Genomic DNA, 26,213 nt, shown 5'->3' with positions numbered 1-26,213 from the left:
CTAGTTAATTCTCCACGCTATGGTAAATCTCCTTTTTGATCATGAACACCATTCTCATTATTTTCATGATCAATACAGATAGAAAAAGCCCAAATGTTAGCGCTTTCAACACTTTCCAGCATTTAAAAAAAGTTTACAGACCAAATAAGGTATGTAAACTTTTTTTATATTCACTTTATCAATTGCGTCAAATGCCCAAAAAATTGTGGATATGATACATCTATGGCATCAGGGTCGGCAAGTTCCACTTCCCCCTCCGTTATCAAAGCCGCTACAGCAAGCATCATCCCGATACGATGGTCCCCATGGCTTGTAACCTTACCACCATTCAAGGCTTTACGCCCTTTGATGATCAATCCGTCTGCTGTCGGGGTTATATCTGCGCCCAGGACGGAAAGCTCATTTGCAACAGTATCAATTCGATTCGTCTCTTTCACTTTAAGTTCTGCTGCATCCTTGATTGTCGTTATCCCTTCAGCCTGTGTTGCCAGGAGTGCAATTACCGGTATTTCATCGATGAGACGGGGAATTAAATCACCGCTGATGGTCGTTCCCTTTAGCCGGGAGCTTCTGACAGTGATGTCTCCTGCAGGTTCACCCTTACTCGTCTTCTTCTCAATCGTAATATCCGCCCCCATCGATTTCATGACTTCGATGATTCCAGTCCTTGTCGAATTAAGGCCGACATTCTTTAAAACCACTTCACTATTTTCCGTAATCGCTGCAGCCACCATGAAGAAAGCCGCTGAAGAAATATCACCCGGGACATGGATGGTAGTCCCCTTGAAGACTTGGTTTCCGCTTACTTTAATCGTTTGACCGTCTTTTTCGATTTTTCCGCCAAACTCTTGAATCATTCGTTCTGTATGATCCCGGGTCTCTTCCGGTTCGATAATGATCGTTTCACCTTCTGCCTGTAAACCGGCCAAGATTATCGCTGATTTCACCTGCGCACTTGCCACAGGCAATTCATAGCGAAACCCTTGTAACTTGCCTCCTCTAATGAAGAGGGGGGTGTATTCGGCTCCTTTTCGACCGTCAATGACCGCTCCCATTTGACGAAGAGGGTTGACTACCCGGGTCATTGGACGTTTAGCTATCGATTCGTCACCTGCCAAAACGGCCGAAAATTCCTGTCCTGCCAAAATGCCCATCATTAACCTGATCGTGGTACCAGAGTTTCCGACATCCAGTACTGATTCCGGTTCCTTTAATCCATTAAAACCTTTGCCTTCAATTTTGACGTGCTGGCCATCTTGTTCAATATGAACTCCAAGCTGCTTAAAACAGGAAATCGTACTTAAACAATCGGCTCCTGGAAGAAAATTAGTGACTGTCGTTTCCCCCTCGGCAAGGGCTCCGAACATTATCGAACGATGGGAGATCGACTTATCTCCAGGTATGGCAATCGAACCACGTAATGATTGGATGTTCGTTTGTAATTTTTTTGTATTCATAAAACCATCCTTCCCTATAAATGTTATGCCAGGATCGTTTCATAATCTGTATGTCTTGAAATACACTCTGCAGCTTTTATGCGGTCAACATCCGTTTGGAAGCTGATGACCAGCACACCGTATATCTCTTCCCTGGTTTCAATGATCCTTATGTTTGTAATGCTGATACCTTCTTGTGCCAAATATCCGGTAATCTCAGAAATTATTCCGGCATAATCCGGTATATCGATATATAAATCATAAAACGCTGGTATGGCGCCTTTTGCATGTGTTGGCAAATCATCCCTGAAGATCTTGGCATCGGTAAAGAATCGAAGGATTTCTTCACTATCTTCATTCGCGACCAGGCCTTTTATATGCTCCATTTCATTCAGCCAATCATTCATTAATTCAAGTAACACATCCCGGTTATGTAACAAAATGTCACGCCACATTTCCGGACTGCTTGAAGCAATTCTTGTAATATCCCTAAATCCACCTGCTGCAAGCCTTGAAATCAACTTATTTTCCTTACTGTAATTTTCTGCCTGCTTAACGAGCCCTGATGCGACAATATGCGGGAAATGACTAATGACCCCAGTCAGCTTATCATGCATGGCAGGACTCACAACCAGAAAGTTCGCTCTTGTTCCTTGCAGCCACCCTTTCAGCTGCTCGACTTTTTCTTCTTCGATGGAATCTCCAGGAGTAAGCAAATAAAATGCATGTTCGAATAAATGCAATTTGGCTGCCGCAGCACCGCTTTTATGGGAACCAGCCATAGGGTGCCCCCCGATGAAGGCCACCCCTTTATCCATCAATGGTTTTGCTGCCTTAACGACTGTATCCTTCGTACTTCCTGCATCCGATATAAGGACATCACTTTTTAAATCCATTTCAGCCAATTGAGCTAAAATCTTCACGGTTTCATTGACAGGCACAGCAAGTAGAATCAAATCAGCATCACATGCTCCCGCTTCCAATGATGATACAGAATCATCAATGATCCCCAATAGCATCGATAGTTGAATATTCTTTTCACTTAGGTCCGTACCAACAATCACGGCTTCAGGATGTGCATGGCGTACAGCCATGGCCAATGATCCGCCAATTAGACCTAGACCTATTACAAAAACCTTACCTTTCACTCTTCTCTCCCCCGCATCTATTGTGCTCCTCTAGGTTTGATGAAACGTTAAAGCAGCGAATCAGAAGGTGCCTCAACTTCATTCAAAAAAGTTTTAATAGCGTTAATCATTCCTTCATTTTCTTCCGTCGAACCAACCGTGACCCTTAGGCTGTTAGGAAAACCGAAAGATTTCCCCGACCTTGCAATGTATCCGCGCTCAAGCAAATATTGAAACACCACATCGGCATCCTGTTTAAAATGGATAAAGATGAAATTACCTTGTGACGGGTAATAAGCTAAATTTACCTTATTGCAAAATTCATAGTACTGCTTGAGCCCTTTTTGATTTTCTTCCTTGCATTTTTCAATGAAGGCTTGATCTTCCAAAGCGACGATAGCAATATTCTGTGCGAATGTGTTGACATTGAATGGTTCCCGGGATGGATCCAGTTTCTGGATGATATCCTCATCCGCCAATCCGTACCCTACCCTAAAACTGGCAAGTCCATAGATTTTTGAGAATGTCCGGAGTATGATCAAATTTTTATATTTATTAATCCATTGATTCGTTCTCGGGTAATCCTCAGCCGTTGCATATTCACAGTAAGCTTCATCCAAAACGATAAGTACATCTTCCGGCACTCTTTCAATGAATGATAATAAGTCCTGTTCCGAAATGTATTTACCTGTTGGATTATTTGGTGTACAAAGCCAGACAACAGCTGTTTTTTCATCTATAACTTTAAGCATTCCTTCTAGATCATGAGCACCATCAATATGAGGAACTTCCCTGATTTCCGCACCTTCAAGCGTGGCATTATGGCGGTACTGTGAAAAAGTGCCTGTTGCCATGACCGTATTCTTTCCAGCTCCCAAAAGGCTTCTGGAGATGATTTGAATGTTCTCATCAGATCCATTTCCAAAAATAAGCTGAGTTTCTTTCACACCTGTATGTTTTGCAACAGCTTCCCTTAGCATCGTTGCATACCCATCTGGATAGATGGCAAACGAATGGGTTGAATTCCTAACGGACTCCTGTACCTTCTCCGAACAGCCGAAAGGATTTTCATTTGAAGCTAATTTCGTGATTTTTTCCAATCCGTATAATTTTTTCACTTCATCAGTGGATTTTCCCGGTTGATAAGACTTCAAGGAAAGGACCGCTTCATTCCATTTCATGTCAATCACCTCTATATTTTTATCACTTTAAAGTAAGAAAGTGTGAGAATAGTATATCATATTCATAGATTTAAAATCATCTTATATCTGCTTTGTCAAATCTGGCCGTAATACCGTAGCCCCTGCCTGGTATACATGCTGTATCTCTTTTTGAGATTTCGTCGTATTTACATGGATCATGACCCGAATGCAAAATGGCAAGGAATTGCTGACCGGTATTTCCTTCATGCATGTAACCGGTACATAAGTCCAGCCTTCGAATTTCCTCAAGGCTTTGGCAGGGAAGACAGAACGAATCTCTTCCGTAGCAGAAAAAAACACAGAAGCTACCATTTCGGGATCAATCTCGTTGACCTGAATGATCTCTGCCATCAACTTTTCGGCAGCGGAAATCACTTCCATTTCCGTGTCTCTTTCTACAGTAGTGGCACCCCTTATTCCTCTTATCACACATAGTCCCCCCTTCTCCTGAACTCTATATCATATCGGCCATTTCCTCTATCAGCTCAGTGTCGGCTATATCCATTAATAGCGGTGACCCCACTTCGTTTAGCAGGACAAAAGTAGCTGAATCATTGACCGATTTTTTGTCTGTTTTCATTAATTCAAGCAGCATTGCATGTTCAAGCCTGGTCGGAATCGTTATTTGATAGCCTAAAGAAGATACCCAGCAAATAAACTCATCCAGTTTAAAATCGAGATCCACTTTCTTTTTGCTTAATCTAAGAGCATATACCATCCCGATTAAAATGGATTCCCCATGCGTGAAGTTTCCGTATCCCATTGAACCTTCCACTGCATGACCGAGCGTATGACCAAAATTCAAAAAGGCACGAATGCCGTTTTCCTTCTCATCCTCTTCGACAATTTTAGCTTTGATTCCAATCCCTTTTGTAATCATTGTCAGGAATTGCTCATCCGTTATATCATTCAAATCAACAATATTCGACTTTAACCATAGATAAAATTCATTATCTGCTATCAATGAATGTTTAATGACTTCTGCAAAACCTGACCTTAATTCTTTAAGGGGCAGAGTTTTTAAAAATTCAAGATCATAAATGACCGCTTCAGGCTGATGAAAGGCCCCAATCATATTTTTCCCTAGCGGGTGATTGATGGCAACCTTGCCGCCCACTGCACTATCGTGGGCGAGTAAAGTCGTCGGAACCTGTATAAATGGAATCCCTCTCATAAATGTAGCCGCAACAAATCCAGCCAAATCACCTACTGCACCACCGCCAAGGGCGATAATCAATGACTTGCGATTAATCTGTTGAGTTAAGCAGAAGCTTTGGCATTCATAAAACACATCGAATGTTTTAGCATGCTCCCCTTCTGGCACTACATGATGCAGAACAGGTTTCCCCGTCTTGATCAGGGCGTTTTTCACGGTATGCAAATGAAGTGCCGCCACTTTCTCATCAGTTATGATCAGAATCTTGTTTAGATGATTTAATTCTTGTGATATTAATTCGGGCAATTCATTTATTGCCTTCTTGCCAATTAAAACCGGATATTGCTTGGAAGCCGTTTTTATTTGGATGGATTCCATGATTTAAAACCCCTTTACTTCTTCCCGATATGATCTTATGTATTCCGCTAATTGCTCATAACGATCTGAAGGGAATTGATCAACGATGGCAGCCGCCAGTTCCCATGCTACTACCGCCTCAGCAACCACCGCTGCTGCAGGAACCGCACAACTATCGGAACGTTCGACACTTGCTTCAAACACTTCCTTCGTATCAATATCAACGCTTTTCAAAGGTTTATATAAAGTGGGGATCGGCTTCATCACACCGCGTACAACTATCGGCATTCCAGTTGTCATACCGCCTTCAAAACCGCCAAGGCGATTGGTTTTCCGGTAATAGCCCTGTTCTTCGTCCCATGCTATTTCATCATGGACATCACTGCCAAATAGATGGGCAGCTTCAAATCCAAGACCTATTTCCACCCCTTTAAATGCATTGATGCTCATTATCGCTGCGGCTAGTTTTGCATCAAGCTTACGGTCATAATGCACATAACTTCCTACACCTACCGGCATTCCTTCTACAATCACTTCAACGATGCCGCCGATGGAGTCTCCTTTTTGTTTCGCTTCATCAATTGCATCCTTCATCTGCTGTTCTACGTTCTTGTCAAAACATCTAACAGAAGATTCTTCTGTTACTTGTTGCAATTGCTGAATATTTTCGTATTTTGGCGGTTCTGCCTTCACTCCGCCAATTTCCAAGACATGAGATGCCACTTCTATCCCCAATAAAGACAATAGTTTTTTAGCGACAGCTCCTGCTGCCACCCTTACTGTCGTTTCACGGGCTGAAGAGCGTTCCAGAACATTTCTCAAATCGCGGTGCCCATATTTAATCCCGCCGTTCAAGTCGGCATGACCAGGACGTGGCCGGGTGATTTTACGTTTAATTTCTTCAGCTTCCTCTTCTGAAAGCCCTTCGCTTCCCATAATCTTTGTCCAATGCTTCCAGTCATCGTTCTCAACCACCAAAGCAACCGGTGAACCGAGTGTGTAGCCATGTCTGATTCCCGAGGAAATAAAAGCCTGATCTTTCTCGATCTGCATCCTTCTTCCACGTCCATGCCCTTTTTGCCGGCGTCCTAATTCTTGATTGATATCCTCTTTCGAAATCGGCATTCCTGCCGGTAATCCTTCAATGATAGTAGTCAGTTGCGGACCATGTGATTCTCCCGCTGTTAAATATCTCATCTTCCAGCCCCCTTTTAGCACTTTAAAGTGTATATGTATCAATATACCACAATTTTATGAAATGTGGGTATATGTAAAACGTAAAAACCATATTGTTTGAATTTAATCACTTTTCTTTCTATTTTACAAGTACTTAAACATTTTCGATATAGTTTATTCTTTCAATTTAGAGTTCTACTGGAATTGCTATTACACGGCAAACGAAAAGGGACTGAATGCGCACGTGCAGAATCAGTCCCTTTTTTCTAAAGTATTTCCTTTTTCTTATAAAAAAATGTATCGATCGTTTCAAATTGATAGTTTCCTGGGGTGAATATTTGCTCTGTACTTCCTACAAAAAATACACCGCCGCTTTTTAGCGATACACTGAATTTTTCATATAATAAATTCTTGGCTTCTTCAGTGAAATAAATTAAAACATTGCGGCAAACGATTAAATCGAAGCCTTCGTCGAATCGGTCAGCAAGAAGGTTTTGTTTTTTAAAGGTCACCCTTCTCTTGATTTCATCATCGACACGATAATAATCCGCTTTTTTTTCAAAGCATTTCCTTTTTATTTCCTCAGGCACTTCATTTAAGGAACGTTCGGGATACATCCCCAATTTCGCTCGCGCCAATACATTTTCATCGAGATCCGTTGCCAATATCTCTATTTGGCTAAGTGGGACCAGATTGGATAATATCATGGCAATCGTATATGGTTCCTCACCAGTTGAGCAGGCAGCACTCCAAATTTTCAACTTTTTTTTGCTTTCTAATAACCTAGGCAGGATTTTCCGCTCCAACACTTCCCATCTTTTCGCATTTCTATAAAATTCGGAAACGTTGATTGTCATTCTATCCAAAAACTCATTTAAAACACCGGGATTGGCTTGCATGTCTTTGTAGTATTCACGAAATGAATGATATCCTCTTTTTTCATATAGAGATGTTAGTCGCCTTTTCATTTGTCCTTCCTTATATAATGCCAAATCAATACCTGTCAGCATTTTGATATTACGAATAAACTCTTCATATTCTTGAGGCATTCCCACGACTCCCCTGCACATAATTATTTTAGTAATTCTTACCTTTATATATATCGGAGAGTGCCATATTTTCTTTAAACTAAAATATCCCTTACGTTGCTGCTTGAAACTAAAAAAGCAATTAAAAAAAGCGGGTTCCATCGCATAATGACGATGGAACCCGCTTTTTTAAAGAGATCGTATTAATTAATAAACCCACTCGTTAACAAGTTTAGAGTACTCAACAAGTTCTTCTTCTTTGAAGAATAAACCGATTTCGCGTACAGCGCTTTCAGCTGAATCAGATCCGTGAATGATGTTTTTGCCGACAGTTACGGCAAAATCGCCACGAATTGTTGCTGCTGCTGCATCTTTAGGGTTAGTGGCACCCATCATTTGACGTGCAGTAGCGATTACGTTTTCACCTTCCCAAACCATTGCGAAGACAGGACCTGAAGTAATGAAGTCCACTAGTTCGCCAAAGAAAGGACGTTCTTTGTGCTCGCCATAATGTTGCTCAGCCAATTCTTGAGAAATGACCATTAATTTTGCTCCTGCAAGAAGGAAGCCTTTCTTTTCAAAACGGGAAACGATTTCACCGATTAAATTGCGTTGAACGCCGTCAGGCTTTACCATTAAAAATGTTCTTTCCATGAATGTCACTCCTAATATGTATCATTGTTATTTGCCTATATAAGGCAATACTTTTAGAATATTACCATTGTTTGATGAGTTTCGCAACTCCCATTATCAAAACTTTCTTTTTCCGATATTTTTCGCGATATCCGATAAAGTTTTTCTAGCTTTAATGGCAGGAAGACCTTTCAACTCGGTAAAAGCCTTTTCTAAATACATATCACTGATCCTCGCTGCCTGTTCAATGGCACCGGAAGTTTTTATAGCATGAATTATATGGGACATTTCGTCTTTTGGCGTATCTTCCCGAACTGTTTCGATAAGCTTTTTTAACTTTGGATCTTCCATAGCAATCAATACGGGTAAAGTGATATTACCTTGAATCAAATCACTGCCGGCAGGTTTCCCAAGTTCTTCTTCCGAAGCAGTAAAATCCAATATATCATCGGTGATTTGATAAGACATACCGACATAATATCCGAATTTAAATAGCTTTTGGTGAATTCTCTCTTCAACACCCGCTGAAATGGCTCCCAACTGGCAGCTAGATGCAATGAGCAGTGCTGTTTTCCGTTTGATCCTTCTAAAGTATATCCGCCAATTCTGTTCGAAATTGTATTTATCTTTTATTTGTTCAATCTCCCCAAGACATAGTTCAACCATAGTATCAGCGAGAATTTGATGCGCTAGCGGAGACTCGATAACCGCCATCATTTCCAGTGCACGAGCAAAAATGAAGTCGCCTGTGTACATGGCGACACGATTATCCCATTTTGATTTAATGGTAGCAGATCCCCTGCGTAAATCCGCATCATCCACAACATCATCATGCACAAGGGAAGCTGTATGAATTAGTTCCAAAGTCGCTGCGACATGCTTTACGACATGAATATCATAGTTGCCAAACTTCGCACCCAATAGGACGAATACCGGACGGATCCGTTTTCCACCGGATTGCAGCAAATGCAGGGAAGCTTCCCTTAAAACCGTGGAATCCGCTTCGATTGCGGCTTCCAGTTCTTTTTCTATTAATTGCAAATCTGCATTCAAAAATGAATACATCATTTTAAATTTCATACATTCCACCCAGCTTTGTCCATTGCTATTATGCTTATTTTGAAGGCTTGTACCCGAAATGTGTTGCTGCTACCCCACCGAAATGGGCCTTAAAACTGACTTTTTCCATTCCCGCCTGCTTGAACATGTTTTCAAGCTTTTTCATGCCAGGGAAATCCCGAGCCGATTCTTGCAGCCATGAGTATTCACTATAGCTTTTTGCGAATAATTTACCGAACATGGGCATGATGAAACGGAAATAAAAATAATAGCCCTGTTTAAAGCCAAGCATCGTAGGCTGTGAAGTATCCAGGCAAACGATCATTCCACCCGGCTTGGCTACCCTGTTTAACTCTTTAAGCACTTTCATGTAATCGGGGACATTCCGCAGCCCGAAACCGATCGTGACATAGTCAAAGCTATTATCCTCAAAAGGAAGCTCCATTGCATTCCCATGCATTAGGGACACTTGCTCTAGATTGAGTTCATTTACCTTTTGTTCGCCGATTTTCAGCATGTTCTTACTAAAATCCAGACCAACAACCTTTCCTTCTGGTCCTACTTCATTAGCAAGGGCAATGGTCCAGTCCGCTGTTCCACAGCATACATCCAGTGCATGGGCGCCTTTTGGGACATTCATGATGGCCATTGTAGCCTTCCGCCATTTAAGATGCTGTTTAAAGCTGATGAGGGAATTCATCTTGTCATAATTTCCGTAGATCTTTTCAAAGACATGATGAACTTTTTGCTCTTTAGACTGCTCCATGATTCACCCTTCTTTCACATATGAATTTGCTATACTCTCTGTTTGTTCCAAGATGGCCTTCACTCTTTCAAGAAGTTCATCATCCAACTTTGCCAGCTTCCGCATCGAGCACTGTACGGATTGCCTGGCATCCCTCAGGCACTTGTCGAATTGGGTGCGTGCCTGTTCTTCTTTTTCCGAAATGGTAACTTCCCCGCCAATCGAGTCATCGAGAGGCATTTCCCTTAGGACATCAAAAACTATCGATTGCCCCGACTCCATATAACTGCTCTTCTCGGCATGCAACCGTTTTAAAAGCAGCAGATCTTCCGCTACTTCTATCCAGGCAGGCTCATTATAGTAATCCGCGAGTTTATGAATCAGGGAAGCCTCGATCGCTTTGATCGTCATTAAAAGCGTTGGGACATCATTAATGGACCCTTGTTGGTAAAGAATGATTTTATTGTCATTTATTTTTTTTATTGCGCTCGAAAGTATACGGATCATATCAACATTACCTACACTGGCAAGCACTTGATAATATAAGCCACTATAGTAATCACCGGCAAGCACTTGTAATTGACGATTTTTCAATACCTCGGGCAACTCGGTTCCTTCTCCTGAATTCGAGACGATTTCATGGGTATCCAGAGCTATTTGCACTAACATGGTTGAAATGATGTATTGATTGCGTTTTTCGCTTAAAACGTCCAAATCGTTAAACAATCCCCAAAGCAATATCAGTTTATCTTCGTCCAGGCTTGGCTTTTGTATATACTTCAATAAATATGGATGTTGAGCTTTCGTTTCTATTAATCGCTTTAATTGCCTTATGTCGTCCGTTATGTTTAACAATTGAGATCACCCTTGCATCCCCGAAAGATAATTTTTTTCATACATATTGGTTTCTGTCTGTGTAAAATACACATTATTATACCATAAAAACAATCAGATGAAATGGTCAACGTTTATAAAATGAAACTTCCAAAGGTAAGGAAATTATCGACTTTTGCTCTTCAAAAAAATGGATGCGGGAAATTTACAGCTTGTTAAACGTGATATCAGATGATTGATTTACTAATTAACCAAGTATTGAGAATATCATTTGTCAGGTGAATTCTTTTTGGAATCACTTTCTATCTCGCCGAATGGAGTATAGACTTTTGCATGGCCCCTGATTTTAATTGCCGAGGTATGTTCCGTGAATTGTGCGATCATCACCTCTCCTGAGTCAAGTTTTTCGGAGTGATGAAACTTGGTGTCCGTTCCCCTTGTCAACCCGATGACGTTCACACTATCCTCAATGGCTTTGATTACGACAAAATCATTCAAGATCTTTTTTTCATTCATTTTTTCCTGCCCCCATGTCCTTAGTCTTTAATGAATGCCAGCACTTCAGCTCTAGTACGATGATCCTTCGCAAAAGTTCCCCTTACAGCTGAGGTCACTGTTTTAGATCCAGGTTTTTTTACACCTCGCATGGTCATGCACATATGTTCAGCCTCTACTACAACCATTACACCATGAGGCTCGAGCTTTTCCATTATCGAGTCAGCAACTGTGGAAGTGATGCGCTCTTGAAGCTGCGGACGCTTCGATACAGCCTCAACCGCCCGTGCCAATTTACTTAAGCCAGTCACTTTTCCGTTTTTCGGAATATATGCTACATGGGCTTTCCCGTAAAAAGGGACTAAATGATGTTCACATACTGAGTAAAACGGAATATCCTTTACAAGTACGAGTTCTTCATGGTCCTCTCCAAAAACAGTATCGAAATATTCCTTTGGATCCTGATTAAGTCCAGAAAAAATTTCTTCATACATTCGGGCTACACGGCCAGGAGTATCCAGCAGTCCTTCCCTCGTTGGGTCTTCCCCTACAGCCTCAAGAAGCATTTTAACCGCTTCTTCCAATTTGGCATGATCAACATTAGCCATTTTTGTACCTCCTAAAAAATCAATAATATTATGTATTCAGATAAAAAATCCAAAGCGCGTTGCACCCGGATATCCATAATTGCAATTATTAAAGAAGACCCCTACATTGAGCCCTTGAACGGCAGTTTCGCCGGAAGCGGTTTTTGAATGGTCATTTCCTTGTGACGGATTAACCATCTACAGCGTTTCTAAAATATTCACTGTCTTTTATATTATCACAGATGGAATTTAAGAAGCAAAAAAAGGGCCGCGTTTTCACGCGGCCCTTTTCGGTTAAGCACCCGTATGTAATGGTAGAATTACTTCACTGCATCTTTCAGCGCTTTACCGGGTTTGAAAGCTGGCACTTTGCTAGCTGCAATTTCGATTTCGTCACCAGTTTGTGGATTACGGCCTTTACGAGCCGCACGTTCACGAACTTCAAAGTTACCAAAACCAATCAATTGGACTTTATCACCGTTTTTTAGAGCTTCTAAGATTGTATCAAAAACAGCATCAACAGCTTTTGTAGCGTCTTTCTTAGAAATTTCAGTTGCTGTAACAACTTCATTAATTAATTCTGTTTTGTTCATGCCATTCACCTCCTCCCAAAAGGAATCTTTATAAAAAATCATTATTACAACACTATAATAGTGATTTGATATTAGCTTCGGTCCAAAATTTTTATTCCCTGGCAATCAAGGATTACCAAGCCGAATTGATTTCCAAATAATTCATCCGGAAAGTTTATAAATACGTTGAAATCGCTGTTATAACGCGTTTTCTGTATGTAGATTATCACAAACCCTATTAGCTTAGCAAGGGAATTCAAAAAATAATGGGAATCTTTTCATTAATAATTGTATATATTATAAATTTTGTCTTTCGCTATTCATCATTTCCCTTTTTTATAGAAATTAAACTTATTATATTGCTGAAAATCGCTTAACCACAGGGTTTTTTCAAGATTATACTAAAAAACAGCAGATTATTTCAAATTTTAGCGCTCATAAATGATATTTTTCTTGTGATCCTGAGTATTTCGCATGCAAAAAGACCAATCCATAAATGGAGTTGGTCCAGCTTTTAAACATTTTTATAAGATGATGGCAATCAATCCCCCACTGCCCTCATTGATAATCCTCTCCAGTGTTTCTTTCAATTTGTAGCGGGCATTGTCAGGCATCATCGCTAATTTCACCTGTATGCCTTCCCTTACATAGGAACTTAGGCTTCTGCCAAAAATATCTGAGTTCCAAATGGAAAGTGGATTGTCTTCGAAATCCTGCATCAGATACCGGACTAATTCTTCACTTTGCTTTTCAGTACCGATGATTGGCGAGAATTCGGATTCGACATCGACCTTGATCATATGGATGGAAGGAGCTACGGCTTTTAGCCTGACACCGAACCTGGCTCCCTGACGGATGATTTCCGGTTCATCAAGACTCATATCGTTGAGGGAAGGGGCTGCGACACCATATCCTGTTTGTTTGACCATTCTCAATGCATCGGCCACCTGGTCATACTCTGCTTTGGCATACGCAAAATCCTGCATTAAAGATAATAGATGATCCTTGCCCCGAATCTCCACACCGACAATTTCCTTCAGAATATCATCATAGAGTTCATCAGGGGCGTATAGGTCGATCTCTGCAACACCCTGCCCCATCTCAATGCCTGCAAGCGCTGCACGGTCAATGAACTCGAATTCATTGAAATGACCGACAACACGATCTACATCCCTCAGTCGCTTAATGTCCTTGACGGTCTCTTTAACCGCTTCCTGGTAACTTTCCCTCAACCAATGATCCTCGCGCAAAACCATTACCCAGCTCGGAAGATTAACATTGACCTCGAGAACTGGAAATTCGTACAGGGCCTCGCGGAGTACGCTGTAAACGTCCGATTCCCGCATACCTTCGACACTCATCGCCAATACAGGGATATCATACTTTTCCTGCAGGGATTCCTTCAGGGCTATCGTATTCGGGTGGTGAGGCTGAACGGAATTGACAATCATGATAAATGGCTTGCCAACCTCCTTCAATTCTTCGACAACCCGTTCCTCTGCCTCTAAATAATCACTTCGCGGGATTTCTCCTATCGACCCATCCGTCGTAACGACCACGCCTAATGTGGAATGATCCTGAATTACTTTGCGAGTACCGATCTCAGCTGCTTCATTGAATGGAATCGGCTCTTCATACCAAGGCGTGTGAATCATGCGGGGACCATTTTCATCTTCATACCCTTTAGCCCCAGGTATTGTATAACCGACACAATCGACTAAGCGGATATTCACGTCGAGACCTTCAGCCACTTGAATCGATGCTGCCTGGTTCGGTACGAATTTGGGTTCCGTCGTCATGATCGTCTTTCCAGCAGCACTTTGAGGCAATTCATCCTGTGCCCTTGCGCGGTCCGCCTCTGACGGAATATTCGGAATGACGACTAGCTCCATGAATTTTTTAATAAATGTGGATTTCCCCGTCCTGACGGCACCGACCACCCCCAAATATATGTCGCCACCGGTCCGTTCAGCTATATCTTTAAAAATATCTACCTTTTCCAAGGTATCCCCTCCCGAATTAGAGTTTTGGGATTTCGTTTATCCATTTGCATTTATTTAGGACAATATATATCTATGATGTTGTCCTAAAAATTTATTCCAATTATTTCCCTGGTTCAATCCCTTCCTCCACCAGAAATTTTATATAAGGGTTGTTATTTTAAAAGTAAGATGAAATAAAGATAAAAGAAATAACCCTTCCCCTACAATATATTTTGCAGAAGAAGGGTTATGCCTATTTTGTAAGAAATATTGGATTTTTTGTTTTTTCATCAATTGTATATGGCAATGAATAGGCAGGGACGAACTCCGAACTCTGCACCAGCAGTTCCCGGATATCTTCACCTGGCTTCATTTCCCCCTCATGTTTCTTCAATGCCTCAATTAAATCCGGGGTATAATCAACAAAAATACTGCCTTGACCATCAACTACGAGATATAAGTCTTTTTGTGAAAATGGACTCGTGACCGTCGGAGCTTCCTTCAGGCCCATTTTTTCATAATCAAGCGTGAAGACATTACCGGATAACCTTTCCTTAAATGGCGGATATCCGTTGCTTTGCTGATAGGCAGTCAATCTCAAGGAAACATCCTGAATCTTTTGCGCCATCCTGACATCCAACAGCTTTACGGTCGGATCATTTTCAACATTAACGAGGATGTATTGAAAGACGCCTCCTGATTCAAATGCATTGTCCGGCGGTTCAGCCATATACCTCGGTGAAATCTTTGAAAACTTTATGACATATTTTTGATAAATCGGTGTATCAGCATCTTTTGTAACGATGGGCAGTATGCCACCTTCATCTTTCTGAAATTGATCCACTGCACTTTGGACGGATTGTATTTGCTCTTTATAAGGCAATTGGTTTTGTATTTTTTGCTTCTCTGGATATAAGCAGCCAGATAATGATACAGAGATGCAAAGTAAACATAATATTTTGAAAAAATTTCTCATCATTTCTCCTCACCTATCAAGTGGTTGGCCCGCTAAGAACAACGATAAGGATGATCAATCCGGCCAGAATCATAAGTATGTATGCGATAATTGCTGTCAAGACTCTCCAAAAACCTTTTAATTTATAGCGGCTTAAGTAAATTAGAAATATAGAGATAATCATAAAGCCCATTGCTATAAAGGATATCCACATTTTTTGCAGAGCAGGTGTCATATCTTCATCACTCCTTTTTCCAGAAATTATTATAACATACCAAATTACGTTAAAGGAATTAAATCCTTTTCCAATCTGGGTAATTCCCGTTTTCATGACGCATTTTCATAAAAAAAACTATAAAACGGGAACTAAGTATAGTAAAAGTGATTTCCATACCTCCTCCCTCCAAGCAACAAAAAAAGCCCAAAGACTGTTTCAGCTTATAAACAAACTCGATAATAACTGAGTTTGCCGACAATTTTTTAAGGTGTTTAAAGTTTACCGTTGATTGGAACGCAGGGCACTCGCTTTCCGCAGCCGGTCTTTGGAGCCTCCCCGGTGCTATTAGCGCCTGCGGGGTCTCTCTTGGACCGCTTTCCCCGCAGGAGTCTCGTACATTCTGTTACTCCTTAATTAGAAGGATGAAAACTTGAGGCGATGAGGGTACCTTTGATCAGCTTGAAATGTTTACTTTAGACCACCTGGTGCAGCAACCATTTGGTTAGTTAGGCTGCCATTAATGTAAAGAAGATGGCCGACTGGACTTGACGAAGGGTAGAAATGGTCTAAATAATAACCTTGGAGTTCACTATTCCTAAAATTGCTACAAAGCAAAAAATAACAAAAAGGTTTCGGAATAAGACCATTCCGAAACCTTTTTATCTAAAATCCGAATCAGCCCAAAGGCTGTTTTTCTGCTTTTTTAATTAAGATTGAAGCGTCGGCAAGACCTCTTTAAACGCTTTAATGACTGTATCGACTTCATCCAACTTAATAGTCAATGACGGCTCAATCCTGATTGTTTTGGAATTGATAAGCGTACCTGCCACCAAGATGCCTTTATCAAAGAGGGCTTTTGAGAATTCATAACCCACTTCATCTTTATGGAACTCAATACCAATCATCAATCCTTGGCCGCGGATTTCCAAAACCTTATCTTTGTGCTCAGCAGCAACTTCCCTTAACCCATTTAGGAAGTATTCACCAACTTCTGCAGCACGCTGCGGTAAGTTTTCTTCCAAAAGTACGTCGATCGTAGCAATGGCCGCAGCACAAGCGAGTGGATTTCCTCCAAATGTAGTTGTGTGCATGAATGGATTGTCGAACCAGCTTTTAAACACTTTCTCATTGGCTACGACAGCCCCTGCAGGCATTACTCCGCCGCCAAATGCTTTCGCTAAACAAATAATGTCCGGAACAACATCATATAGCTCAGAAGCGAACATTTTACCTGTCCGTCCCATCCCTGTTTGCACTTCATCCAAGATCAATAACGCATCATATTCGTCACATAATGCCCGAACCTGCTTTAAATAATCTTGCGGAGGAAGAATGACCCCTCCTTCACCTTGAATAGGCTCCAACAGCACAGCAGCAACATCTTCACCGACCAATGCACAACTTTCAAACGTTTTTCTCATCATATCCAGATCACCGAATGGTACATGACGCACACCTGGTACCAACGGGATGAAAGGTTTTCTGAACATGCCCTTTGCCGTTGCCGATAGGGAACCAAGGCTTTTCCCATGAAATGATTTTGTCGTGGAAATGATCGTGAATCGGTCACTGTACATTTTAGCCAGCTTAAGTGCAGCCTCCACGCTCTCGGTACCGCTGTTCGTAAAGAACGAGTATTTTAGATCTCCCGGTGTGATGTCGGCAAGGATCTTGGCAAGCATTGCACGTAATGGATCAAGTAAGTCCTGGCTATGAAGGGCTTGTCTTTGCAATTGATCGGTTACGGCCTTTACTACTTTAGGGTTACGATGGCCAACATTATAAATACCAAAGCCACCTAAACAATCAATATATTTTTTTCCATTTACATCGGTAAAACAGGAATCTTGATCAGACCACTCCACGGAAGCGAATTGCGTGTCTTTAGTGACCGTCTTCCGATATTCCAAAAATCCAGGGTTTACATGGTTACGGAAATTCTCGACCGTTTCTCTTGTTACCCACTGCGCGTCTTCTTTTGAAATTTCTTTTTGTTCGATTAATTGAAGCACTTTTTTAATATAATCTTGGGTTGCTGATTGGTTAGCTTGAGTGTTTTTACTTTCTACGTTAATTGACATTTTATAAGCTCCTTTTTTTATAACTTTAGTGGATGGTTAATTGAGATTGCTTCTTTTATAAACTTTGATGCTTACCTCCCTTTTTTCTTATACTTACTTATCAAGCAAGAACCATGCCAAGTTAATTTACCAACAAAACAGCATTCTTTTTATTAAATTACGTTATAATTATGCAAATTTGCATAACGATATTTCAATTTGCATAACCATCCTTGTAAATCATCAAAAAGACTGCCCAAATGCTACTATAAAAATAAAAGCCGTTGACAAGCGATTTTTCATCACTCGGCAACGGCTTTTATTCAATATGCATTTTTTTCGATTTTCTTACTCTGTTCAGCTAACACTTTTTGATACTTCCTGCTCACTGACGATTGACTTATACCGAGCGCTTTTGCCGCTTTGGTCGTAGTTTTATACTGTTTCATGGCAAGCATGATCAATTGCTCTTCGACATGATCCTGTGCTTCCTGCAGCGGAAGGATTCTCGTAATGATGGGTTTCGATTGTTTAAAGTCACTGCCCACAGGTATGAACCTTTGAATGAAATCAGCATCGATCGTCTCTTCATCTGCAGAAACAACCAACCTTTCAATCATGTTCTGCAATTCACGGATGTTCCCCGGCCATGTATAGACTTCCAGGATATTTAATGCATCAGGGGAAAAGTGGTAATTCCGCTGATACCTTTCATTCAGTTTTTGCAGGAAATGAAAGGCTAGTGGCGGTATATCCTCCGGCCTTTCCCTTAAAGGGGGCACATGTATGGGTATGACGTTTAATCTATAGAATAAATCTTCTCTGAACGTCCCCATCTCGACCATTTTTTCCAGACTCTTATTCGTGGCCGCAACAATTTGAACATCAATGGAAATGGGTGTAGTGCTGCCAATCGGAATCACTTCCTGTTCCTGGAGGACCCGCAGTAGCTTGACTTGCAGGTGTATGGGCATGTCACCCACTTCATCAAGGAATAAAACACCTTTATTGGCCTGCTGAAAGTATCCTACCTTCCCATTTTTATCTGCTCCTGTAAAGGAACCCTTCGTATAACCAAACAATTCACTTTCGAGGAGGTTTTCCGGAATCGCCCCGCAATTTATCTTTAGGAAAGGCTGCTTGGACCGCCTGCCCATTTTATGAATGGCTTCGGCTATCACTTCTTTACCTACTCCCGACTCCCCGTTGATCAATACGGTTGATGAGAAATGAGCGATTTTCTTGACTTGGCTGATTATCTGCTCCATTTTAGGACTTGCAAAAACCAACTCTTTATAAAATTGATCCTGTTTTTTGAATGAATCCAGTTCTTTCCTCATTTCATTTAATTCAGATTTCAATTGTGTCGTTTCCGTTATATCCCTTGATGCAATGACTATTCGATCTATATCTCCTTTTTCATTGAACACAGGGGTGCCGACGGAAAGGACTTTCTTATTCATTTTCGTATCTTGGACAATCGATACTTTCTTTTTTTGATCAAGGACTAACCGGGTGACCGAAGGATTAAAAATCCCTTCATCTTCTAATTGCAAAAGATTCTTCCCAATATAATCTTTTAAATCCTTACCCCAGAATCCTGAGATGATGCTGTCACTATAACGCAGCAGCTCTCCTTTTTGATTGACTACAAGTATTTCATCATAGATATTCGCTAAAATGGCATTCAAGTCTTTATTCGAGCTTTTTATCAATTCTATTTCCATGGCCATTTCCTCAACCATCGGTAAATCCTGAACGATGATGATCAGGCCTTCAACTTCTTTTTCATGGTTCAGAATCGGGCTATAGTCGACAAGCACACTCATGACATCAGTAATCTCCAACTGATTCAGAATACTGCTCCCACTGGCAAACACGCTATGTATATGCTGCTTATTGAAGATGTCCGCAGCAGGTTCATTTAGGACTTGTTCAGAAGGCTTTTTTATCATCTTCAAGCCTGATTCATTGAAGTTCACGATATTTTTTTCTTTATCAGCTACAAAAATCCCCATAGGTATGGAGGTTAAAATAACATTTAGCAGGTCTAAATTCTGTTTGCTGTCCTGCTTGAATAATTCTGCTAACACATCTTCCCTTTTTACATAACCGGTAAGCAGGCCATCATCCGTTTTTATCAGCACGATAGGTTCTCCGATAATTTGAAACAGAAGCGGCAAGGATATGTTAGGGGTTAATTTACAGACATTATCAATCGAAAAAGCATACTGTAAAAGCTGATCGACTGTCGTTATTTTTTCATTTAACGGGAGGTCATCCATGCGGATATACGCAAACACATGATTTTCCTTCATAAGAAAGAAGAAAGGTTCCTGTATCTCATGAATTTTTTGGTCTGATAATGTAGGCTGATCAATTGTAATAGTTATGAATGGTCTTATTTTATCATCCGGAATAGATAACACAGTTTCACTCTCCTTTTGTAACCTAACCTATATTTTATCACAATTCTGAATTGCTAGATAAAAAATAACATGTACGATTACTCATATCCAGCATTTACCTTTATCCATTCCACAACAAAAGGGTCCTTTAACGGACCCTTTTGACTTAAAAACCTGCTATGCACTCTAGACTTATTTTATAAAGGATCATTCACCTTTTCTTATTATTCCTGATCAGGATAGATAAAGCGATGAATATGATAATGAAAAAGCAGCCTTAGTACAGAACTCAGCCGGTTTCACCTCTATGATATTGATAACAGTCACAATAATCAGTAAATTCACCACCTATGCAAAGGCCGGTACAGAAGGTAAAGCTGCTGAAAAGAAAAATGCTGAACAAGTAATTGCCCTTTGAAATGAATAAATAATCCATCTAAGAAAACCGGCATATGTATTGATGGAACTTGCGCATACGCTTATACCGAACCTGCCGAAGGAATGGCCTTTTCCTTCTGTCCATAATATACGCTGTGAGAAGCATCACCATTAAAGCGAGCAGGCATGCCTCCGGAACCATTCCATATAACATCTATGCAGCAATCCAATATGCGCTAAATCACTGTTGCTAATTCCATGTACAAAAAAAACGAATAGAAAGACCTTTTCATTTTCTAATCAGCGATATTAAACCTCCTTCGTTCATGAAGTGAGTAAATTCACTATGCCTCTTCAAAACGGAATAACGGAGGGGATTCCGTAAACCATTTTGTTCGATACAGAAGATAACCAATCCCAATTACCGCCCATACAATTCCTAGGATCAATGAACTCGTCTCGAGATTAAGCCAAAGGATGAAGACCGATGCAGCACCTAAAACCGGGGACAGAATTGTTGAAAGAAATCCTTTAATCGTTCTGAAGCTTTTGTTTCTTATTGAATGGACGATTACACAAATATTCACGAAAGTAAAAGCAATTAATGCCCCGAAGTTTATGAGGGAAGTGGCGGTAACTAAATCAAGGAATAAGGCAACCAATGATATGGACCCGACAAATATGACATTAAAAAATGGCGTGTTGTATTTTGGGTGGACAAACCCAAATAGTTTTTTCGGGATCATTTGATCACGTCCCATGACATATAGCAACCTAGAAACACTAGCATGGGATGCAAGCCCAGAGGCAAGTGTACCGCATAAAGTTCCTGCAAGAAAGAAGGCTTGAAATAACTTCCCGCCCACAAAAAGGGCTATTTCCGGAGAAGCTGCTTCTGGATCGCTAAAACGGGAAACATCCGGGAAAAATAACTGTGTAAAGAATGATGCCGTCACAAATAAAACCCCTCCGATAAGGGCGGTCAAAAAGATGGCCCGGGGAACCGTTTTAGATGGATTCGGTGTTTCTTCCGATAAAGTTGTGACAGCGTCAAACCCCAAGAAAGAAAAACACAGGATTGTAGCACCAGTTATGAGCGTCGACATCTCCATATGATGCCCGAAGAATGGCTGAACCGATAAGACCTCTCCAGTCCCTTCTCCACCCATGACCCCTTTTACGACAAGCGCCACAAATATAAGGATCACCAACATTTGAAAAAATACAAGGAAGCTATTAAAGTTGGCTGCAAAATTAACATTGAATAAGTTAATGCCTGTCATTAAAAGGACAAATGCCACCACCCATATCCACGGGTACACCTCCGGAAAAAGAGCGGTTAAGTATATTTTTGTTAATATGCCATTCACCATCGGTAAAAATAAATAATCAAGTAACGAAGACCACCCGACAAGGAAGCCTAAATGTGGATTGATCGTTTTTTGTGTGTAAGTATAGGATGAACCTGCCTGCGGATAAATTTTTACCATTTTCCCATAACTTGCGGCAGTAAACAACATCGCTAAAAGAGCAATGACATAAGCGGTTGGAACATGCCCCCCCGTTTTTTCGGAAACTATCCCAAATGTATCAAAAACAACCATCGGTGTCATATATCCAACACCAAGCAATACGATATGCCACAAGTTTAAAGACCTTTTAAGATTACCTGTTTGCATGTATCATTCCCCTTCCTTTTTTAGCGAGAAAAGTTAACCAACTTTTCTGGCCTCCCTTATAATTCTTTGGTCATATTACACCTCGCAATTTTCATACCAAAAAAAATAGTCGATTTATAACAAAAAACAAGGAAATATGTAGAATGTTTTATGCAAACTTGAATAACCTATTCAATTATTCATAATAGAACTGATGATTTTTTGCCCATAAAAAAAAGCAGAAGATATTAGATATCTTCTGCTCATTTGACTAAATCCCCCGTGCCGAGGTCAAATTACTAGTTTACTTTCGTTGCATTGTATGCTGATACACGGCAAGGCGCATCATCAAATGCCTAATTTAATGAAATTCTTTTATGAAAATCAACAGATTCGGATTTCAATCGTGATGTCTGCTATCCAAAATGTTATAAAGTTCTTCCATCTCATTCGTTTTTGAACGATTCATCAAGAGGTCAACTGCCTTTTTCACTTCTTCCCCATTGAATAAAACATCGTACAGGGCTTCAGTGATCGGCATGTTCACTTCGTACTTTTGAGCTAGTTGATAGGCGGCTTTAGTGGTTCTGACACCTTCAACGACCATACCCATGTTTTCCAAAACTTCTTCAAGCTTTTGCCCTTTTCCAAGCATATTCCCAGCTCTCCAATTACGGGAGTGTACGCTTGTACAAGTGACGATCAAGTCGCCAATCCCAGCTAAACCTGAAAACGTAAGCGCGTTAGCCCCCATGGCCACCCCTAGACGGGATATTTCAGCCAATCCTCGTGTCATTAATGCAGCCTTGGCATTATCCCCATAGCCTAAACCATCCGTAATTCCGGCAGCCAATGCTATGATGTTCTTTAATGCCCCTCCGATTTCAACACCAATCAAGTCCGGATTTGTATATACACGGAAATTATTATTGATGAAGATGTCCTGAACCCTTTCGGCAGCCTTCATATTCTTGGAAGAAACGGCAACTGTTGTCGGGTGACGTAGACTGACCTCTTCAGCATGACTCGGTCCTGAAAGAACCACTATATCTTTAAGCCAATCCGCCGAAGAGACTTCTTCAATCATTTCCGATATACGAAGCAGGGAATCAGGTTCAATCCCCTTACTTACATGAACGATTGTCAATGGCTTATCATGAGCCTCTTCAATCTGACCAAGCACTTCCCGGTAGGCTTTGGTCGGCACAGCCAAAATTATTATTTCAATCCCGACCAATGCTTCCTTAATCGAAGAATAACCTTTAATCCCCAAAGGCAATTCAATCCCAGGCAAGTATTTTTCATTCGTATGTTTTTGATTTATTTCATTGATTTGATTCTGATTATGTCCCCACAATCTCACTTCATGCTGGTTATCAGCGATCACGAGCGCTAAAGCAGTTCCCCAGCTCCCTGCTCCGATCACTGCGATACTTTCTTTATCTTTCACCATGGTATAACCACCTTTACTATTTTCTCTGACGTCCAAAAATTCGTATTGGTGTTCCTTCAAAACCAAAGGCATCCCTAATTCGATTTTCTAAAAATCTCTCATATGAGAAATGCAATAACTCCGGATCGTTAACGAATACTACGAAAGTTGGCGGCTTGATCGCTACCTGAGTCGTATAATAAATTTTCAAACGGTTGCCATTATGTGTCGGTGTCGGATTCATCGCCACGGCATCCATGACCACTTCATTCAATACATTTGTCTGAACCCGGATAGCATGATTCTCACTAGCCTGATCAATGACCGGTATCAAGGTATGTGTCCGTTTTTTCGTTAAGGCAGAAAGATAAATGATTGGCGCATAATCCAAGAATAGGAAATGGGCACGGATCTTTTCTTCAAAATCCTTCATCGTTTTTTCATCTTTCTCGATGGCATCCCACTTATTGACGACGATGATGACCGCCCTACCCGCTTCATGGGCATATCCGGCAATTTTTTTATCCTGCTCACGAATTCCTTCTTCAGCGTTCAGGACTACAAGAACAACGTCTGAACGTTCAATTGCCCTTAATGCACGAAGTACGCTATATTTTTCCGTGCTTTCATACACTTTACCTTTTTTCCGCATCCCTGCTGTATCAATAATGACATATTCTTTGCCATTGTACTTATACGGAGAGTCAATCGCGTCACGAGTCGTACCTTCAATATCACTGACAATGACACGTTCCTCACCTAACAATGCATTGACCAGAGAAGATTTACCTACGTTCGGTCTTCCAATCAAACTGAATTTAATGACATCATCAGCATAATCCTGGCCGTCGAATTTAGGGAAATGTTTAGCCGCTTCATCCAGAAGGTCACCAAGACCAAGTCCATGAGACCCGGAGATCGGGAATGGATCGCCAAAACCTAACGCATAGAAATCATAAATTTGATCCTTCATTTCTGGATTATCTACTTTGTTTACTGCAAGGACAACTGGCTTTCTCGATTTATAGAGAATCTTAGCGACTTCTTCATCAGCAGCCGTTACCCCTTCACGACCATTCGTCATAAAAATTATCACATCAGCTTCGTCGATGGCTATTTCAGCCTGCTGGCGAATTTGTTCCAGGAACGGCTCGTCACCGATATCAATTCCACCTGTATCAATAATGTTAAAATCATGTGTCAACCATTCACCAGAACTATAAATCCTGTCCCGGGTCACTCCAGGAACGTCTTCGACAATCGAAACCCGTTCTCCAACTATTCTATTAAAGATTGTCGATTTTCCCACGTTCGGACGACCGACTATCGCAATTACCGGTTTTGGCATTGCTCTTCACCCTTTCTGCTACTATATCTCTGTCAAAGTCACGAAATTCATGAATGCATTTATACGGTTGCTTTGCATTATTGATTTTCATTATTTCCTTTTAAAGGAAAGAGCTGTATCCATCATCATTTAAAGGAATCTTTCATCAGTAAAAAATTCGCAACTGATGTTCATTTAAATGCAAGTATTCACGGGCAGTTTGTCCACTTGACGCCCCAATTCCTGAGGTGACGTGAAGCTGACCCTCTGCTTGCTCAAACTTGATTATAAACAGCCCAAAAAAATGAAGAAAGCTTCGGCATACGGCTTCCTTTTTAATTGTTTAGAGCATTTTACGATTATCTACAGACCTCTAACTATCCTATAGTAACAAATTTCTGGCCAATCAACAATGATTGTATGAATAAAAGCCTTCTAATTCCAGTTTGCACCATTTTGATAAATTTTTCACCATACTCTTCATTGATTAAAATTCTCTTTTCCTTGTTTTGATAAAAATCTCGATTGAGAAATTGAATAAATGTATTGGCCAGCCAGTTCCAATATTCTCCACAATATGTTTGCGCCCAAAACCAGCACTGCATTATCATGCCATGCGTAAGCAAGGGCCACATAAGGTAAAGAGTGGTAAGCAAGCAATCCAGAATATATGATATCTCCCATCATCATCCCAATTAAAAGGACGAACAATCGATGTTTCCAATTTTTAAAAAGTAATAGGATAAGATAATTCAGGAAAATACATAAAAGATAAATCGGTTTCATGATGAGCCATATCGGATCAAGCAAAGAAAAAAGTTGAAAACTGGCATAAGCGAGAGTGATAATAAGACTTCCGCTGATCAGTTCCATCATCTTGATGATTGATTCCTTCCTAATATACACACAAAGTATAAAGAAAAGATACGGCCCGCTCAAATGCACGGAAACCAAGGGAGCATCCAGTTTATATCCAGCTAAAACCATTACGGCTAATAGATGAAATAGAAAATCAAAACGAAAGGGAACCGTTTTCGGAATAAAAAACATGACAATGACCCAAACTATCCATGAAATCCAATAAAATATTATTCCATCCATGCAGCGCCCCCCTTTTAGGAACATTATGGCTTGTTTATTCAAAGTATAAACGTATAGCACGGCATTTAATGAGGAAATCTTCGTACTATCATTAGAAAAGGAGGTGTAAACATGGGAAAAGATCGGCAAGAGAAGAAATTGAAAGAAAGTAAACGGGTGGAGTCCGACAGGGACCAATCACTGGAGCATAAAGGAGCAACTAGAATGGAAAGCCCTGAAGAGGCTCGAAAAAAGAATAGTTAAGTCTATCCCTGAACAAAAAGAAGCATCTCAATCCGTTCAATTGAG

24 protein-coding genes are annotated in these 26,213 nt (G+C 40.7%); 1 reads left to right on the top strand and 23 read right to left on the bottom strand.

The features are described from left to right. Positions 1-170: 170 nt before the first annotated feature. The 23 genes from aroA to ACQKMF_RS05835 form a co-directional block, all read right to left on the bottom strand. Entirely contained in the window at positions 171-1,457 is a 1,287-nt protein-coding gene (aroA, locus tag ACQKMF_RS05945; protein ID WP_427572131.1) for a 3-phosphoshikimate 1-carboxyvinyltransferase, read from the bottom strand. 23 nt (positions 1,458-1,480) lie between these two features. Next, positions 1,481-2,584, bottom strand: a complete 1,104-nt coding sequence (locus ACQKMF_RS05940) for a prephenate dehydrogenase (RefSeq protein ID WP_402938153.1) — start codon at positions 2,582-2,584, stop codon at positions 1,481-1,483. A 47-nt stretch (positions 2,585-2,631) separates the two neighbouring features. After that, positions 2,632-3,744 carry a histidinol-phosphate transaminase gene (gene hisC / locus ACQKMF_RS05935; RefSeq protein WP_101222416.1) on the bottom strand — a complete coding sequence of 371 codons (1,113 nt, stop codon included), beginning with the start codon at positions 3,742-3,744 and terminating at the stop codon, positions 2,632-2,634. A gap of 81 nt (positions 3,745-3,825) precedes the next feature. Further along, entirely contained in the window at positions 3,826-4,194 is a 369-nt protein-coding gene (gene aroH / locus ACQKMF_RS05930) for a chorismate mutase (protein WP_101222417.1), read from the bottom strand. Positions 4,195-4,219: 25 nt separating this feature from the next. Next, entirely contained in the window at positions 4,220-5,299 is a 1,080-nt protein-coding gene (gene aroB, locus ACQKMF_RS05925; protein WP_402938157.1) for a 3-dehydroquinate synthase, read from the bottom strand. Between the two features lie 3 nt (positions 5,300-5,302). Continuing rightward, a complete protein-coding gene (gene aroC / locus ACQKMF_RS05920) occupies positions 5,303-6,475 on the bottom strand; it encodes a chorismate synthase (protein WP_101222419.1) in 1,173 nt (390 codons plus the stop codon). 245 nt (positions 6,476-6,720) lie between these two features. Then, positions 6,721-7,503, bottom strand: coding sequence for a CheR family methyltransferase (locus tag ACQKMF_RS05915; protein WP_402938161.1), 783 nt, complete (start codon positions 7,501-7,503; stop codon positions 6,721-6,723). A gap of 186 nt (positions 7,504-7,689) precedes the next feature. Next, a complete protein-coding gene (gene ndk / locus ACQKMF_RS05910) occupies positions 7,690-8,136 on the bottom strand; it encodes a nucleoside-diphosphate kinase (protein ID WP_034308008.1) in 447 nt (148 codons plus the stop codon). A gap of 96 nt (positions 8,137-8,232) precedes the next feature. Further along, a complete protein-coding gene (hepT, locus tag ACQKMF_RS05905; protein ID WP_402938164.1) occupies positions 8,233-9,195 on the bottom strand; it encodes a heptaprenyl diphosphate synthase component II in 963 nt (320 codons plus the stop codon). Between the two features lie 34 nt (positions 9,196-9,229). Further along, on the bottom strand, positions 9,230-9,940 hold the full coding sequence (locus ACQKMF_RS05900) for a demethylmenaquinone methyltransferase (protein WP_402938167.1): 711 nt from the start codon (positions 9,938-9,940) through the stop codon (positions 9,230-9,232). A 3-nt stretch (positions 9,941-9,943) separates the two neighbouring features. Then, positions 9,944-10,774: a heptaprenyl diphosphate synthase component 1 gene (locus tag ACQKMF_RS05895; protein ID WP_427572126.1), complete on the bottom strand. Its 831-nt coding sequence runs from the start codon at positions 10,772-10,774 to the stop codon at positions 9,944-9,946. A gap of 246 nt (positions 10,775-11,020) precedes the next feature. After that, a complete protein-coding gene (mtrB, locus tag ACQKMF_RS05890) occupies positions 11,021-11,269 on the bottom strand; it encodes a trp RNA-binding attenuation protein MtrB (protein WP_076365643.1) in 249 nt (82 codons plus the stop codon). 20 nt (positions 11,270-11,289) lie between these two features. Beyond that, complete coding sequence (gene folE, locus ACQKMF_RS05885; RefSeq protein WP_063233209.1) at positions 11,290-11,856, bottom strand: GTP cyclohydrolase I FolE; 567 nt, start codon at positions 11,854-11,856, stop codon at positions 11,290-11,292. A 299-nt stretch (positions 11,857-12,155) separates the two neighbouring features. Beyond that, entirely contained in the window at positions 12,156-12,428 is a 273-nt protein-coding gene (locus tag ACQKMF_RS05880) for an HU family DNA-binding protein (RefSeq protein ID WP_034308023.1), read from the bottom strand. 503 nt (positions 12,429-12,931) lie between these two features. Next, positions 12,932-14,410: a stage IV sporulation protein A gene (gene spoIVA / locus ACQKMF_RS05875; protein WP_101222423.1), complete on the bottom strand. Its 1,479-nt coding sequence runs from the start codon at positions 14,408-14,410 to the stop codon at positions 12,932-12,934. A 232-nt stretch (positions 14,411-14,642) separates the two neighbouring features. Beyond that, a complete protein-coding gene (locus ACQKMF_RS05870) occupies positions 14,643-15,365 on the bottom strand; it encodes a hypothetical protein (protein WP_402938171.1) in 723 nt (240 codons plus the stop codon). A 16-nt stretch (positions 15,366-15,381) separates the two neighbouring features. After that, positions 15,382-15,579: a DUF2768 domain-containing protein gene (locus ACQKMF_RS05865; protein ID WP_101222425.1), complete on the bottom strand. Its 198-nt coding sequence runs from the start codon at positions 15,577-15,579 to the stop codon at positions 15,382-15,384. 689 nt (positions 15,580-16,268) lie between these two features. Continuing rightward, positions 16,269-17,642 carry a putrescine aminotransferase gene (locus tag ACQKMF_RS05860; RefSeq protein WP_402938174.1) on the bottom strand — a complete coding sequence of 458 codons (1,374 nt, stop codon included), beginning with the start codon at positions 17,640-17,642 and terminating at the stop codon, positions 16,269-16,271. Between the two features lie 302 nt (positions 17,643-17,944). Next, the gene (locus ACQKMF_RS05855; protein WP_402938177.1) at positions 17,945-20,050 is read right to left on the bottom strand and encodes a sigma 54-interacting transcriptional regulator; all 2,106 of its coding nucleotides are present in this window, start codon (positions 20,048-20,050) and stop codon (positions 17,945-17,947) included. A 701-nt stretch (positions 20,051-20,751) separates the two neighbouring features. Then, on the bottom strand, positions 20,752-22,086 hold the full coding sequence (locus ACQKMF_RS05850; protein ID WP_427572123.1) for an APC family permease: 1,335 nt from the start codon (positions 22,084-22,086) through the stop codon (positions 20,752-20,754). 379 nt (positions 22,087-22,465) lie between these two features. After that, a complete protein-coding gene (locus ACQKMF_RS05845; RefSeq protein WP_427572121.1) occupies positions 22,466-23,518 on the bottom strand; it encodes an NAD(P)H-dependent glycerol-3-phosphate dehydrogenase in 1,053 nt (350 codons plus the stop codon). A 16-nt stretch (positions 23,519-23,534) separates the two neighbouring features. Next, entirely contained in the window at positions 23,535-24,845 is a 1,311-nt protein-coding gene (gene der, locus ACQKMF_RS05840) for a ribosome biogenesis GTPase Der (RefSeq protein WP_101222429.1), read from the bottom strand. 459 nt (positions 24,846-25,304) lie between these two features. Then, on the bottom strand, positions 25,305-25,925 hold the full coding sequence (locus ACQKMF_RS05835; RefSeq protein ID WP_101222430.1) for a YphA family membrane protein: 621 nt from the start codon (positions 25,923-25,925) through the stop codon (positions 25,305-25,307). A gap of 111 nt (positions 25,926-26,036) precedes the next feature. Here ACQKMF_RS05835 and ACQKMF_RS05830 point away from each other — a divergent pair, with 111 nt between their 5' ends. Further along, the gene (locus ACQKMF_RS05830; protein WP_427572118.1) at positions 26,037-26,168 is read left to right on the top strand and encodes a YpzI family protein; all 132 of its coding nucleotides are present in this window, start codon (positions 26,037-26,039) and stop codon (positions 26,166-26,168) included. Positions 26,169-26,213 lie beyond the last annotated feature (45 nt).

Source organism: Peribacillus sp. NPDC101480, assembly GCF_050277335.1.
Classification (GTDB): Bacteria; Bacillota; Bacilli; order Bacillales; family DSM-1321; genus Peribacillus.
The sequence above is the reverse complement of the archived record's forward strand: the minus strand, read 5'-3'. Positions and strand labels throughout refer to the sequence as shown.